The organism is Actinomyces sp. AC-20-1 (assembly GCF_023369555.1).
GTDB lineage: Bacteria > Actinomycetota > Actinomycetes > Actinomycetales > Actinomycetaceae > Actinomyces.
On the sequence record NZ_JACJVC010000020.1, the window covers coordinates 1 to 12912 of the forward strand.

At 73.9% G+C, this 12912-nt stretch carries 14 protein-coding genes and 1 tRNA gene; 12 read left to right on the forward strand and 3 right to left on the reverse strand.

Annotated elements, in window-relative coordinates:
• The first annotated feature begins 131 nt into the window (after positions 1–131).
• From H6X67_RS10090 to H6X67_RS10110, 5 genes are all read left to right on the forward strand, one after another.
• Entirely contained in the window at positions 132–1100 is a 969-nt protein-coding gene (locus H6X67_RS10090; protein ID WP_249368448.1) for a hypothetical protein, read from the forward strand.
• Positions 1101–1196: 96 nt separating this feature from the next.
• The gene (locus tag H6X67_RS10095) at positions 1197–2357 is read left to right on the forward strand and encodes a sulfite exporter TauE/SafE family protein (RefSeq protein WP_249368449.1); all 1161 of its coding nucleotides are present in this window, start codon (positions 1197–1199) and stop codon (positions 2355–2357) included.
• Positions 2358–2490: 133 nt separating this feature from the next.
• Complete coding sequence (locus tag H6X67_RS10100) at positions 2491–3207, forward strand: AzlC family ABC transporter permease (RefSeq protein ID WP_396121328.1); 717 nt, start codon at positions 2491–2493, stop codon at positions 3205–3207.
• Entirely contained in the window at positions 3207–3527 is a 321-nt protein-coding gene (locus H6X67_RS10105; protein ID WP_249368451.1) for a branched-chain amino acid transporter permease, read from the forward strand. Before H6X67_RS10100 ends, H6X67_RS10105 begins: the two co-directional genes overlap by 1 nt.
• A gap of 83 nt (positions 3528–3610) precedes the next feature.
• Positions 3611–4513 (forward strand): alpha/beta fold hydrolase, encoded by a 903-nt coding sequence (locus tag H6X67_RS10110; protein ID WP_249368452.1) that lies wholly within the window; start codon positions 3611–3613, stop codon positions 4511–4513.
• Positions 4514–4559: 46 nt separating this feature from the next.
• Here the strand turns inward: H6X67_RS10110 and nth are convergent, their stop codons facing one another.
• On the reverse strand, positions 4560–5225 hold the full coding sequence (gene nth, locus H6X67_RS10115) for an endonuclease III (protein WP_306468468.1): 666 nt from the start codon (positions 5223–5225) through the stop codon (positions 4560–4562).
• 194 nt (positions 5226–5419) lie between these two features.
• Between nth and H6X67_RS10120 the strand changes: the two genes are divergently transcribed.
• On the forward strand, positions 5420–6097 hold the full coding sequence (locus tag H6X67_RS10120) for a Crp/Fnr family transcriptional regulator (protein ID WP_166858269.1): 678 nt from the start codon (positions 5420–5422) through the stop codon (positions 6095–6097).
• Positions 6098–6212: 115 nt separating this feature from the next.
• On the opposite strand, the gene sp36 is transcribed toward H6X67_RS10120, so the two are convergent.
• Both sp36 and H6X67_RS10130 read right to left on the reverse strand, forming a co-directional pair.
• Positions 6213–6374 carry a Sp36 family protein gene (gene sp36 / locus H6X67_RS10125; RefSeq protein ID WP_249368454.1) on the reverse strand — a complete coding sequence of 54 codons (162 nt, stop codon included), beginning with the start codon at positions 6372–6374 and terminating at the stop codon, positions 6213–6215.
• Between the two features lie 107 nt (positions 6375–6481).
• A complete protein-coding gene (locus H6X67_RS10130) occupies positions 6482–6805 on the reverse strand; it encodes a WhiB family transcriptional regulator (protein WP_249368455.1) in 324 nt (107 codons plus the stop codon).
• 249 nt (positions 6806–7054) lie between these two features.
• Between H6X67_RS10130 and H6X67_RS10135 the strand changes: the two genes are divergently transcribed.
• The 6 genes from H6X67_RS10135 to H6X67_RS10160 all read left to right on the forward strand — a co-directional run bounded on the left by H6X67_RS10135 (position 7055) and on the right by H6X67_RS10160 (position 12904).
• Positions 7055–9307, forward strand: coding sequence for a transglycosylase domain-containing protein (locus H6X67_RS10135; RefSeq protein WP_249368456.1), 2253 nt, complete (start codon positions 7055–7057; stop codon positions 9305–9307).
• Between the two features lie 12 nt (positions 9308–9319).
• The gene (locus H6X67_RS10140; protein WP_249368457.1) at positions 9320–10315 is read left to right on the forward strand and encodes a metallophosphoesterase; all 996 of its coding nucleotides are present in this window, start codon (positions 9320–9322) and stop codon (positions 10313–10315) included.
• A gap of 97 nt (positions 10316–10412) precedes the next feature.
• Positions 10413–10486 (forward strand) — tRNA-Pro (locus tag H6X67_RS10145).
• Between the two features lie 202 nt (positions 10487–10688).
• Positions 10689–10937 (forward strand): ribbon-helix-helix domain-containing protein, encoded by a 249-nt coding sequence (locus H6X67_RS10150; RefSeq protein WP_249368458.1) that lies wholly within the window; start codon positions 10689–10691, stop codon positions 10935–10937.
• On the forward strand, positions 10934–11173 hold the full coding sequence (locus H6X67_RS10155; protein ID WP_249368459.1) for a toxin: 240 nt from the start codon (positions 10934–10936) through the stop codon (positions 11171–11173). The genes H6X67_RS10150 and H6X67_RS10155 overlap by 4 nt, the downstream gene beginning before the upstream one ends.
• Before the next feature lie 132 nt (positions 11174–11305).
• Positions 11306–12904 (forward strand): bifunctional phosphatase PAP2/diacylglycerol kinase family protein, encoded by a 1599-nt coding sequence (locus H6X67_RS10160; RefSeq protein WP_249368460.1) that lies wholly within the window; start codon positions 11306–11308, stop codon positions 12902–12904.
• The last annotated feature ends 8 nt before the right edge of the window (positions 12905–12912 follow it).

A 12912-nucleotide genomic window follows, 5' to 3' on the forward strand; every position in this document is an offset into this window, starting at 1 on the left:
ACGGCGCGCAGCGCGGCGACGGCGGGGTCGGTGCTCACCGGGCCACCTTAGGCGGCCGCCGGTGGGAGGCGGCGCCGGCTCGTCCCGTCATCCGGCGTCGCGTCCCCCGGCCCGCCGCTATCCTCGGCGCCGTGAGCACGACACAGCCCCGTGAGCCAGGCTCCACCGCCGGCGCGGTCCCGACGCCCAGTGGCGGCGTCCCCCTCGCCCCGCGCGGGCGCAGGCGCGACCACGTGCTGGTCGCCGTCGTCGGCGCGCTGCTGGCACCGGCGCTGCTGGCGGTGGCGGGCCTGGCGGCCTCGTGGTCGCTGGAGGGGCGCTGGCCGGCGTCCCTGGGGGCCGTCGTCGTGCTCGTCATCGTCTCGGGCGCCGCGCAGGCGCTCTTCGCCGTCCGCTCCTCGCTGGGCGGCCTCGTCACGGGCCTTGTCGCCCTGGGGGCCGAGGGCGTCGTCCTCGCGAGCCCGGGCGGCGCGGCCGACGCGCCCTTCGCGTGGGCGCGCACCCTCATCCCCACCGGCATGGTGCTCGTCCTGGCGGGACTGATGCTGGGCGGGTCGTGGGCGATGCGCGTGGCGCGCCGGGCGGGCCGGGAGCAGGCGCGTCACGCCCAGGCCCAGGCCCAGGCGGACCGCGCGCTCGGGGTGACGCCGGTGCCGCCCCCGGCCCGGCGCCGAGACCACGTCCTGTCCTTCCCGGCGGTGGCGGCGGGCGTCGTCGGCGCCCTGTACCTCCTGCGCGAGGAGCACGGCCGCGTCGTCACCGGCACCTCCGACCTGCCCACCGCCCAGGGCCTGGGGGTCCTGCTGTGCGCCCTGGTGCTGCTGGTGGCCGGGGCGGCCTGGGCGGGGCGCTCGACGCTCGGGGCGCGCGTCGTGGGGCCGCTGCTGGCGGTGGCGGGGCTGCCGCTGCTGCTGTCGGGGCTGGGCCGCCTGCCGGGTCGTGGCCTGGCGGGGGCGCTGGCGCCTGCGGACGCGTCGGGGATCAGCCTCGTGGGCGCGGGCGCGGTCCTGGCGACCATCGGCTGGGGCGTGCACCTGGCCCGCCGTGAGGGGCGCCTGAGTGAGGCCCGTCTGCTGCGGGGCGGGTCGCCGGCTTCCTGAGGAGGCCCGTGCGGCGCCCGTGAGGGGTGCGAGCGGCACGCCTCCCGCGCGCCGGGCCGCGGGGCCGTTACGGTGGGCGGGCATGAAGGAGGGCCTGTGAGCACCGAGAACCCCACCCGTTTCGAGGACGAGTCGTCCGACCCCACCACCACTGAGGCCGTGGTGCTCGACGACGACCTGGAGGTCCCGGTCCCGGCACCGGTCCTGGGCGACGACCCCGCTGAGGGGATGAGTGACGACGGCGAGCAGCCCGTCGTCCTCGACGCACCGGCCGGGCCCGTCACCACCGGGCCCGAGACCGTCGTCGTCGAGCCCGGGCCCACCGCTGAGACCGGCACGGACCCCGGTGAGGAGGGAGGCATCCCCGAGGCCGGGGTCTTCCCGGTGGGCAGGCCCGCCCAGGACGTGGACGTCCTGGCCACCACCTCCGCCGACGGCGGGGACACCGCCGACTCCCCGGCCGTGCGCCGCCGCTCGATCTTCGCCGACGCCGAGCCCGTCACCGCGGAGCAGGACCAGACCACCGTCACCACCGCCCCCACGACCGTCTCCGACCTCGAGGAGCAGGCCCCGGCCGAGCCCGTTGACGCCGCGACGACCGCCGAGCCGGCGGCCACCCGCGGCGAGGGACCCGACCCCGCAGCGCAGCCCGACGAGGAGGACGAGGCCATCGCCCCGGCCTGGAAGGAGCGCCGCCCCCAGCGCACGGCCCCGCGCACGGAGGACGACATCCTCCTCGAGGGCTCGACCGTCGTCGGCAAGCCGGCGCCGCGCACCGCCGCGCACTGGGCGGGCGTCCTGCTCTCCCTCGTCCTGCTGCCCATCGCCTGGTTCTTCCTGCACGACTCCGCCGCGCAGGTGATGACGGCGACCGAGCCCCACCGGTTCGTCCTCAGCGTCGCGGGCCTCGTCGAGCTCGTCATCGGGGCCCTGGCCCTGGTCCTGGCCCTGTGGACGGCCCGCCGCTCCTCGGTCGGCTCCTTCCTCGTGGGCGCCCTCACCCTGCTCATCGGCCTGCCGGGACTCGTCGTTCCCGCCGTCATGGGCCTGCACGTGACGCCGGTGCTCGACCGCCTCGCCCAGCAGTCGAGCCTGGGCGCGGACCTCGCCTCCTACGTGTGGGCCGACGCCGCCACCGGGCGCTTCGCCTGGGCCGGCCTGCTGCTCATCATGGTCGGCGTCGTCTCCCACTCGGCCCGCCGCGCGGGACGGCGCGAGCAGGAGGTCGTCGACCGGGTGCGCAAGACCCTCGGCTGACCCCGCTCGCGCCCACCGGCCCCAGCGGCCCCTCACGCGCCCCGGTCTCACCATGAGGCCGGGGCGCCGGCCTCGCCGTCTGCGCCCCTACCCTGAGGCGGTGCCCGCCCCCGACGCCCTTGCGACGCAGACGCTGCGCGACGCCGCGCGCGACGCGGTGCCCGTCGTCATCGGCTACCTCACCCTGGGCCTGGCCGCCGGGACGCTGCTGGCCGCGGCCGGGCTGGCCTGGTGGTGGGCGCCGCTGTGGTCGCTGGTCATCTACTCGGGCACGATGCAGATGCTGCTCGTCCCCCTCGCGGCGGCCGGCGAGCCCCTGGCGGTGGTCGCCGCGTCCACGGTCTTCGTCTCCGGCCGGCACGTCTTCTACGGGCTCGGCTTCCCGCTGGGCAGGATCCGCGGCGGGGCACTGCGCCGCCTCTACGCGGTGCACGCCATCACGGACGAGGTCTACGCCCTGCTCGCCTCCAAGGACCGCACGCGCATGAGCGGGGCCTACCTGCTGGGGGTGGAGGTCCTGAGCCACCTGTCCTGGGTCCTGGGCACGACGGCGGGGGCGCTGGCGGGCACGTGGCTGGCGGTGGTGGTCGGCCCCGACGTCCAGCTGCTGGGCTTCGTGCTCACGGCCCTGTTCGTCGTCCTGGCCATCGAGAGCTGGCGCACGCACCCGGACCTGGCGGTGCTGGGCCTGGGCGTCGTCGCCGGTGCGGTGGGGCTCGCCGTCGGCGGGCGGGCCGCCCTGCTCAGCGCCCTGGGGGTGCTCGCCGTCGGCCTGACCGCTCTGTTCCTGTGGCGGCGGGCAGGCGGCGCTCCCGACGGCGGGGCCGCCCCCGAGGCGGTGGGGGCCTGATGCTGTCCACCGCGGAGCTGGCCCTCGCCGTCGTCGTGGTCGCGGCCCTCACCTTCGCCTGCCGCCTCGCCCCCTTCGTGCTGCTGCGGGGCCGGCGCAGCGACCTGGTGGACTTCCTGTCGCGGACGATGCCGCTGGGCGTCATGGTCGTCCTCATCGCCTACACGCTCGACGGCGTGGGCGCGGACCCGGCGGGGTGGGTGCCTGCGCTGGCGGGCATCGCGGCGACGGCGGGCTTGCACCTGTGGCGCCGCCAGATCGGGCTGTCGCTCGTCGGGGGCACGGGGGTGTACGTGCTCGCCTCCCTGCTGCTCGGCTGACGCGGGCGCAACGGGTGCGCTCCTCGCGGGCCGGCTCCGCCGACCCGGCCCGTGGCGGGCGCGGCACCGGTACCCTTCCCGACGTGCCCGTCACCGTCAACCTCCCCGGCCCCTGGGCCCACCGCAGCCTCACGGCCGGGGGCACGCGCTTCCACGTCTCCCTGTCCGGCCCGGAGCCTCTGCCGGGCGAGGGTCCGCAGCCCCCGCTGGTGCTGCTGCTGCACGGCTTCCCGGAGTGCTGGTGGGCCTGGTCGGAGGTCATGCCGTCCCTCGCGCGGGCGGGCCACCGGGTCGCGGCCCTGGACCTGCGGGGCTTCGGCGGCTCGGACCGTCCGCCGTCGGGCTACTCGCTGCTGACCCTGGCGGACGACGTGCTGGGGGTCATCCGCTGCCTGGGCCATGAGTCGGCCCTCGTCGTCGGCGCGGGGCTAGGGGGCCAGGTGGCGTGGCTGCTGGCCGCACGGGATCCGGGCACGGTGCGCGCGATCGTGCCGGTGGGCGCCCCGCACCCGGTGGCCGTGCGCTCGCTGCGCGGCCGGCGGCTGTCCGGCTCGTCCCTGCAGTACCTCACCTTCAAGACGCCGGTGCTGCCGGAGCGGAGCCTGTCGACGACGGCGGGCATGGAGCGCCTGCTGCGCTCGTGGGCGGCGCCCGGCACGCGGGAGGCGGCGGCGCGGCCGGCCTCGTACTACGCGGCGCTGCTGGCGCGCCCGGGAGCGGCACGCTCGGCGCTGGCGACGGTGCGTGACTCCCTGCTCAGCCGCCGCGAGCTGGCGGTGCTGGAGCACCCGGTGCGGGTGCCGGTGCTGAGCGTGCAGGGCCAGCTGGACCCGGTGCAGCCCGCGCAGGCCTACGCGCGCGACACGCACCACGTGGCCGGGCCGCTGCAGCAGGTGACGGTGCACGCGGTGGGTCACTTCCCGCACCGTGAGGCGCCGGGGCGGCTGCTGGAGGCCGTCCTGCCCTTCCTGGAGGAGATGTCCTGAGGCCGGTGCCGGTGGGCGGCGCCCCGGGTGCCGGCAGTCCGGGCGGTCAGAGGCCCACCTGGGGGCACAGCCCCGCGTCGAGCAGGGCGCAGTCCCCGCAGCGCGGTGAGCGCGCCCGGCACACGGCGCGGCCGTGCTCGATGAGGCGGTGGCAGCCGTCGGTCCAGCGCTCCGGGGCCCACAGCGCGGCGATGTCCCGCTCGGCCTTGAGGGGGTCCGTGTGGGTGGTCCAGCCCAGACGGCGGCTCAGGCGCCCGACGTGCGTGTCCACGGTGATGGCGGGCACGCCGAAGGCGTTGCCGAGCACGACGTGGGCGGTCTTGCGGCCGACGCCGGGCAGGGCGGTGAGGGCGTCGCGCTCGGCGGGGACCTCGCCGTCGTGCCGCTCGACGAGGCCCTGCCCCAGGCCGACGAGCCGCTCGGCGCGGGTGCGCTGCATGCCCAGGGGGCGCAGGACCTCCTCGAGGGCGTCGGGCTCCGCCCCGGCCAGGGCGGCGGCGTCGGGCCAGCGGTGGAAGAGCCCGGGGGTGACGGTGTTGACCCGTGCGTCCGTGGTCTGGGCGGACAGGACGGTGGCGACGAGGAGCTGGAAGGGGCCGTCGTGGTCGAGGGCGCAGCGGGCGTCCGGGTAGAGCAGGCGGAGCTCGTCGTCGACGGCGGCGGCCCGCTCGACGAGGGAGGGGTCCAGGGCCGGGGAGGGGGTGCGTGCCATCGGCACCATCCTGCCGTCCTCGGGCCCTGTGGCGCGCCGCTTCCGGCCGGTGGGACGGCGCGCGGCCGCCGGCCGACTTGAACTGTGACGCAGTGTGACTAAAATGCTCGACGGCGTGCCTCAGGTCACAGACCGTGGCAGGATAGACATGTGGGAGCTCGGCTCGGGCTCAGAGGACCAGTAGGAGGACCTTCGTGGACGACAGCATCATCTCCAGGATCCCGCTCTTCGAGGGGATGGGACCGGAGGAGCAGGAGGAGCTGCGCGCCATGATGTCGCAGACGACTCTGCGCCGTGGCGAGACGCTCTTCAACGAGGGCGACCCGGGTGACCGCTTCTACGTCCTCCTGTCCGGCAAGATCAAGCTCGGTCACGCCTCCGCGGACGGTCGCGAGAACCTGCTCGCGGTGCTGGGTCCCGGCGAGCTCGTCGGTGAGCTCACCCTTTTCGACCCGGGCCCGCGCTCGACGACGGCGACCGCCGTGGCCCCCACGGACCTGCTCACGCTCGAGCACAGCCAGCTCATGACCTTCATCGAGACGCACCCGCAGCTGGCCAAGGACATGCTGCGCGCGCTGGCCCAGCGCCTGCGCCGCACGAACACCGCGCTGGCCGACCTCGTCTTCTCCGACGTCCCCGGGCGTGTGGCCAAGGCCCTGCTGGACCTGGCCGACCGCTTCGGCTCGACGACGGAGGACGGCGTGCACGTGCCGCACGACCTCACCCAGGAGGAGCTGGCCCAGCTCGTGGGCGCCTCGCGCGAGACGGTCAACAAGTCGCTGGCGGAGTTCGTCTCCCGTGGCTGGATCCGTCTGGAGGGCCGTGCGGTGACGCTGCTCGACGTCGACCGTCTGCGTCGTCGGGCCCGCTGAGCACCTGGGCGCCGAGCCGCCGATGGGGTTCTGAGACACGAATGGCGGTGGCCCGCCTCCCGGCTGGGAGGCGGGCCACCGTCCTGTGCGACCGGCCTGTGCGGCGGCCGGCCGCTCAGGCCTGGCGGGGGCGCTTGAGGTAGGCGACGAGGTTGTCCGAGCCGGTGGGGCCGGGGACGACCTGGACGAGCTCCCAGCCGTCAGCGCCCCACTGGTCGAGGATCTGCTTGGTGGCGTGGGTGAGAAGCGGAATGGTGGCGTACTCCCATGTAGTCATGGGCCAAGCCTACGGGCGCGAGACCCGGCCGGTGTAGCCGGAGACGCAGCCGCACGGCCCGGCCGGTGCAGCCCGGGGGTACATGTGCACGCCCCGGCTGCTTGCTGTCAGCGCACGCGGGCGAGGATGCGCGGGGCCCGGTGGGCGTGGATCTCGGCGACGAGCTCGTCGTCCTCCCGGCGCAGCCAGGCGCCCCAGTCGTCGACCTCGGGGAAGCGGCGCAGGAGGGCGCGGCGCTCGCGCTCGGTGAGACCGCCCCAGACGCCGAAGGAGGACTCGGAGTCGAGCGCCTCGGCCAGGCACTCCATGCGCACGGGGCAGGAGAAGCACAGGGAGCGGGCGTCGCGCTGCTCGGCGCCCTTGCCGAAGAGCTGGTCCGGTTCCACGTTGGCGCAGGAGGCCCGGACTGCCCAGGTCTGGTCGATGGTCATCTCACGCTCCCGTCTGCGCGACGGGCGACCACTGTGTCGCCGTCGTCACATCTGACGGTAGGCCATAGTGAGCAGTTCAACCAAATCACCCCGGGTCCGGGGCTCGATTCCCCTGACGGATCGGGCTGTCAGGGTGTATGCGCACCCACTCTGCGAGGCGGCTCCCCATACGGGTCCCAGGACGATCCCAGGCGGTCACCCGGCCGCCCCCACTACGTGCCGGCAGCGGGGGCACGTAGTCTGGGCGCCATGTCGTCCTCCTCCCGCGGCCGGACCCTCTCGCCCGTCAAGGCCGTCTCGATGCTCCTCGCCTTCGTCCTGCTCTCCGGGGTGGGCGGCGTCCTCACGGCCGGCTTCGCGTTGCCCTTCGTCGGCGCCACCTCGGCGGTGACCCACGCGGGCGCCCAGCTCTTCGACGAGCTGCCCACGGACTTCAACATCCTCGAGCCCAGCGAGGTCTCGGTCATCCGCGCCGCGGACGGCACGGAGATCGCCCAGTTCTACGCGGAGAACCGCATCGTGGTCCCCCTCGACCAGATCTCCGTCAACATGCAGAACGCCATCGTCGCGGTGGAGGACCAGCGCTTCTACCAGCACAAGGGCGTCGACCCCACGGGCATGGTGCGCGCGCTCGTGTCGAACGCCGCGGGCGGCTCGCAGGGCGCGTCGACGCTCACCCAGCAGTACGTGCGCAACGTCCTCGTCGAGGCGGGCCTGCAGACGGGGGACCCGGCCGCGATCGCCGCCGCGACGGAGAGGAGCACCGCGCGCAAGCTGCGGGAGATCAAGTACGCGCTCACTCTTGAGCAGACCTACACCAAGCAGCAGATCCTCGAGGGCTACCTCAACATCGCGGCCTTCGGGCCCTCGACCTACGGCGTCGAGGCCTCCTCACGGCACTTCTTCTCCCACTCCGCGGCCGAGCTGACGGTGGCGGAGGCCGCGCTGCTGGCGGGGCTGACGAACGCGCCGGGCGCCTACGACCCCATCGCCTTCCCGGAGGAAGCCAAGGGTCGCATGGACTGGGTGCTGCTCAAGATGTACGAGGAGGAGTTCATCACCCAGGAGCAGTACGACGAGGCGGTCGCCACCCAGATCGAGGACATGCTCAACGTGACCAACGCGGTCGGCGGCTGCGGCGCCGCGGGTGCCGCAGCCTACTTCTGCGAGTACGTCGTCGGCGAGATCGAGAGCTCCGAGCTGTTCGGCGCGACCGAGGCCGAGCGCCGTCAGCTGCTGCTGCGCGGCGGCCTGACGATCACGACGACACTGGACCTGGGCAAGCAGGCCGCAGCGGACGCCGCGGTGCAGGAGTACGTGCCCACGGGGGACCCGTCCAACGTCAAGGCGTCACTCGTGTCGGTGGAGCCGGGCACGGGCCGCATCCTCGCCATCTCCCAGAACACGAACTACGGGGACGCCACCGAGGAGGACCCGACGGCGACCCAGATCTCGCTGGGCGTGGACGCCCGGCACGGTGGCCTGGAGAACCGTGACGGGACCTCCGGCTTCCAGCCCGGATCGACCTTCAAGACCTTCGTCCTGGCCCAGTGGTACCAGGAGGGCCGCTCGGGCTACACGACCTTCAACACCTCGCCCACCAGGTTCCCGGCCTCGACGTGGAACATCTCCTGCGCCCCGGAGCACGCCGCGGACTGGAACGTCGACAACGCCAACCCCTTCGAGGGCGGCACGAACAACGTCATCCGCTCCACCCAGCTGTCCATCAACGTCGGCTACGCCCGTATGACCGCGGCGATGGACATCTGCTCCGTCACGGACCTGGCGGCCAAGATGGGAGTGACGACGAACGCCGGGGAGCCCCTGGCGGCGCAGCCCTCCATCGCCCTGGGCTCGCAGGAGGTCACGTCCCTGCAGATGGCCAACGCCTACGCCACCTTCGCGGCGCACGGCGTGTACTGCAAGCCCATCGCCATCGACTCGATCACCGACTCCGACGGCACCTCGCTGGCCGTGCCCTCCTCGGAGTGCACGCAGGTGATGGAGGCCGAGGCGGCGGACCAGACGGCCCTCACCCTCACCTACGTCATGCGCTCGCCCGGTACCGGGGACACCGCTGCCCTGGCGGGAGGGCGCCCCTCGGCCGGCAAGACCGGTACCACCGAGCTGATGGACAACGCCTGGTTCGTGGGCTTCACCCCGAGTCTGTCCGCCGCCGTCTGGCTCGGCCACTCCGAGGGCTACTCGGCCATGAACAACCAGTACATCGGCGGACGCTGGTACTCGACGATGTACGGCTCGGACGCGCCCGCGCCCCTGTGGAAGATGTACATGGACGCCGCCCTGGCGGACACGCCCCATGAGTACTTCACTCAGGTGAGCCTGGGCGTCCAGCCCATGCCGACGGCGAGGCCCACCCCCACGCCGACCCCCGAGGCCGAGGAGGACGAGCAGGAGGAGTCCGAGGAGTCGAATGCCTCCAACGCCTCCTCCACCGGCCAGTCGGGCGAGGCTCCGGCCACCGCCTTGAGCGGGGGCTGAGCCGTGGGAGGCATGTGCGTCCGGGGCGCAGGAACGGCCTCGGGGGCTGCCGCTCGCAGGGCGGCGCTCACAGCGAGGGCGGTGACCGTCGTCGGCGCCGGAGTGCTGGGCTATGCCCTGCTCGAGGCCAGGATGCCGGTGCTGCGGCGTCTGGCGGTCCCGGTGCTCGCCCCGGGCGAGGAGCCTCTCACGCTCCTGCACCTGGCGGACCTGCACCTGACGGACCGCACCGAGGCGCGCGTGGCCTGGGTGCGCTCGCTGTCGCGTCTGCACCCGGACGTCGTCGTCAACACCGGCGACAACCTGTCCTTCGCCAGCGGCCTGGAGCCGCTGAGCCGCGCGCTGGAGCCCTTCCTGCACCTGCCGGGCGCCTTCGTCATGGGCGACCACGACTACCGCACCACCATCTTCAGCCTGCCGACGCGCTACCTGCGCCGCGACCCGCGCGACGCGGACGACCCGCAGAGGGAGGCCGCGGCCCTGCCGTGGCGCGAGGTGCGCGACCTGCAGCGCTCGGGTGGCTGGGTGGACCTGACGAACACGCGCGGCGAGCTGTGCGTGCGCGGGCGCCGGGTGAGGCTCGTGGGGGTGGATGACCCTCACGCGGACCGGGACGTGTACCCGGAGCGGGCCGTGGCGTCGGAGTCGGAGGGCACCTGGGTGCGGGGCCGAGAGGGCGCTGCGCTGCACCTGGGGCTGGTGCACGCCCCCTACCGGCGGGTGCTGGCCGCGATGAGCGCCGACGACGTCGACCTCGCCCTGGCCGGCCACACGCACGGCGGGCAGCTGTGCCTGCCGGGCTACGGGGCGCTGGTGACCAACTGCGACCTGGACCGCGAGCGCGTCACCCGGCGGCTGTCGCAGTACCCGGGTCGGATCGGTGAGCCCCAGGCGGCAGACCACATGTACCTGCACGTGTCGGCCGGCCTGGGCACGAGCCCCTTCACGCCGGTGCGCCTGGCGTGCCGCCCGGAGGCGACGCTGCTCACGCTGCTGCCCGCCGCCTGAGGCGGTGGCCGGGCGGCTGCGGGCGGGCACGTGACTCAGGACTCAGGCCGGTGATTTCCCACGGTCCCCCGCGAGTGGCTATAGTTCCCTCTGCACACGGGGTGTGGCGCAGTTTGGTAGCGCGCTTCGTTCGGGACGAAGAGGTCGTGGGTTCAAATCCCGCCACCCCGACGACGAGGGCGCCCATGAGCTTGCTCATGAGGCGTCCGAGGAGGAAGGGGCCGATGGGCCGCCAGGTCCAAGCACCCCGACGACGAGGACGTCCGCAGGCTTGCGGACGTCCTTTCTGTTGACCTGGCGCGGACAGTCAGATGCCCGCTGACACTGCCCCACCCCGGGCCCCCAGACCACCTTTTCGTATTACACTTTATTCATGGAGACTATCGACGGCGTCATTGTCACGGACGAGATGATCCAGGAGTGGGCCGACGAGGCTGAGCGTGGTTACGACATCAAGGTCCTGCGCAAGAGAGGTCGCCGCCCCATGGGTGACACCGCTGCCCGTGTGGTCCCGGTCCGCATGGAGGACGATCTCGTCGCGGCTGTGGACCAGCGCGCCCAGCAGGAGGGAACCAGCCGATCCGAGGTCATCCGCTCAGCTGTGCGCGCCTTCGTCGCATGAGGGTCCACCAGTCCGCGCTCAAGCACGGTGTGGACGCCCAGGACTCCATTCACGCCGCACAGCACCGGGTGTACGAGAGCCGGCCGGATGACGATGTGCCCGCCAAGCAATTCATCATGGGCTTCGACCGCCAAGGCCGGCTCCTAGAGCTCGTCGTCCTCACCTTCGACAGCGGCAACCAGTTGGTCATCCACGCCATGAGGGCTCGCCGCCACCTCCTGGGCCTGCTCGACTGAGGCCGGCGGTTCATCCGTCCGGGCCCCTGCCGTAGGCTCGCACTGGCAGGACCCGCCGTCACCACGACCTGTCAACGTGACCCGCCACCGCGCCCCGGCGCCCAGGACCGGCCCGATCCCCGAGGAGAGCCCATGGCCCGAAGCACCCGCCGCACCGCCCCGCACCGTCCGCGCCTGCTCACCCTCGAGCTCAGCGCCGCGGCCCTGTCCCTGCTGGCACTGGCCGCCTGGACCTGGTTCGTCCTCACCGGACGCACCGCCGGCCTCGACGCCCGCCTCGACGCGCCCGCGCTGCCCCTGCGCTCGGTGCGAGGCCAGCTCGCCGAGGCATTCTCCCTGCTCACGCACCCCCTCCTCGTGCTCCTGGCGGTCCTCGGCGTCGCCGTCTTCTCCTACAAGAGGCGCATGCGGCGCCTGGCCATCGCCCTGGCGGTGGCGGCCGCCGGCGTCCCGGCCGCCCTGGCGCTGAGCACCTGGCTCGGCGTGGAGCGCCCGCCCACCGCCTTCGCGGACTCCGTGTCGCACCTGGGCGGCGCCTACCCCTCCACCCACGTCGCGGCCGTCACCATCGGCGCCTGGGTGACGGTCACCCTCGTGCGCGCCCACCGCCGTCCGGGCTCCTCCGTGCTCGCCTGGTCGTTCCTGGCCGGCTGCCTCGCCCTGCTCACGGCGGTGGCGCAGTGGGCCACGGGCCTGGCTCACGTGTCCGATATCGTCGGCGGGGCCCTGCTCGGTGTCGCCGTCGCCAACCTCGCCCTCATGGCCGGAGGCGTGCGCCCCATCCTCGTGGACTGGGCGCGCCAGGGCCTGCCGACGGAGCGGGTCGACGCCCACGCCGCCGTCGTCCTCAACCCCACGAAGTTCGATGACCTGTCCCTTCTGCGCCGACGGGTCGAGGCCACCGTCCTCGAGCGCGGCTGGCGGCCCACCACCTGGCTGGAGACGAGCACGGACGACCCCGGACACGAGGCCGCCCGCCGGGCACTGGCCGACGGCGCCGACCTCGTCCTCGTCGCCGGGGGCGACGGCACCGTGCGCGCGGTGAGCGCCGAGCTCGCCGGCACCGGCGTGCCCATGGCGCTGCTGCCCTCGGGCACCGGCAACCTCCTGGCCCGCAACCTGGGGGTGCCCCTCGACGTCGACTCCGCCCTCGACCTGGCCTTCCGGGGCCGCGAGCGCGCCATCGACGTCGTGGGCGTCACCTGGCTGGACCCCGAGGAGGGGGCCGAGCGCAGCGAGCGCTTCGTCGTCATGGCGGGCCTGGGCCTGGACGCCCAGATCATGGAGGACACGAACGACGACCTCAAGAAGGTCATCCGCTCGGGCGCCTACGCCGTCGCCGCCGTGCAGAACGCCGTGCCGGACCCCTTCCCCGTGACCGTGACCCTGGGCGAGGAGGACAGCGAGGAGCGCTCGACCGTCATGGCGCTCATGGGCAACGTCGGCACCATCACCGGCGGCATGACGATCTTCCCGGACGCGCAGCCCGACGACGGCGCCCTCGACCTCATGACCGCCTCCCCCGACCGCGTCATCGACTGGGCCCGCCTGGGCACGCAGATCCTCACCGGCCGGGACACGGAGGGCTTCCGCACGACCTCGGCCGCGCGGGTGCTCATCGAGACCGACGAGCCGGTCCCCTTCGAGCTCGACGGTGACCCGGTGGGCTCGACGCGCCGGGTGGAGGCCGTGGTGGAGCCGGGGGCGCTCACCGTCGTCGTGCCGCGCTGAGCGTGCCG

Bases quoted from the DNA above. Each gene is read 5' to 3' on its own strand.
- H6X67_RS10105 (WP_249368451.1), top strand. From the start codon at position 3,207: ATGCTGTCCACCGCGGAGCTGGCCCTCGCCGTCGTCGTGGTCGCGGCC.
- nth (WP_306468468.1), bottom strand. From the start codon at position 5,225: ATGGCACGCACCCCCTCCCCGGCCCTGGACCCCTCCCTCGTCGAGCGG.
- sp36 (WP_249368454.1), bottom strand. From the start codon at position 6,374: ATGACTACATGGGAGTACGCCACCATTCCGCTTCTCACCCACGCCACC.
- H6X67_RS10130 (WP_249368455.1), bottom strand. From the start codon at position 6,805: ATGACCATCGACCAGACCTGGGCAGTCCGGGCCTCCTGCGCCAACGTG.
- H6X67_RS10135 (WP_249368456.1), top strand. From the start codon at position 7,055: ATGTCGTCCTCCTCCCGCGGCCGGACCCTCTCGCCCGTCAAGGCCGTC.
- H6X67_RS10140 (WP_249368457.1), top strand. From the start codon at position 9,320: ATGTGCGTCCGGGGCGCAGGAACGGCCTCGGGGGCTGCCGCTCGCAGG.
- H6X67_RS10150 (WP_249368458.1), top strand. From the start codon at position 10,689: ATGGAGACTATCGACGGCGTCATTGTCACGGACGAGATGATCCAGGAG.
- H6X67_RS10155 (WP_249368459.1), top strand. From the start codon at position 10,934: ATGAGGGTCCACCAGTCCGCGCTCAAGCACGGTGTGGACGCCCAGGAC.
- H6X67_RS10160 (WP_249368460.1), top strand. From the start codon at position 11,306: ATGGCCCGAAGCACCCGCCGCACCGCCCCGCACCGTCCGCGCCTGCTC.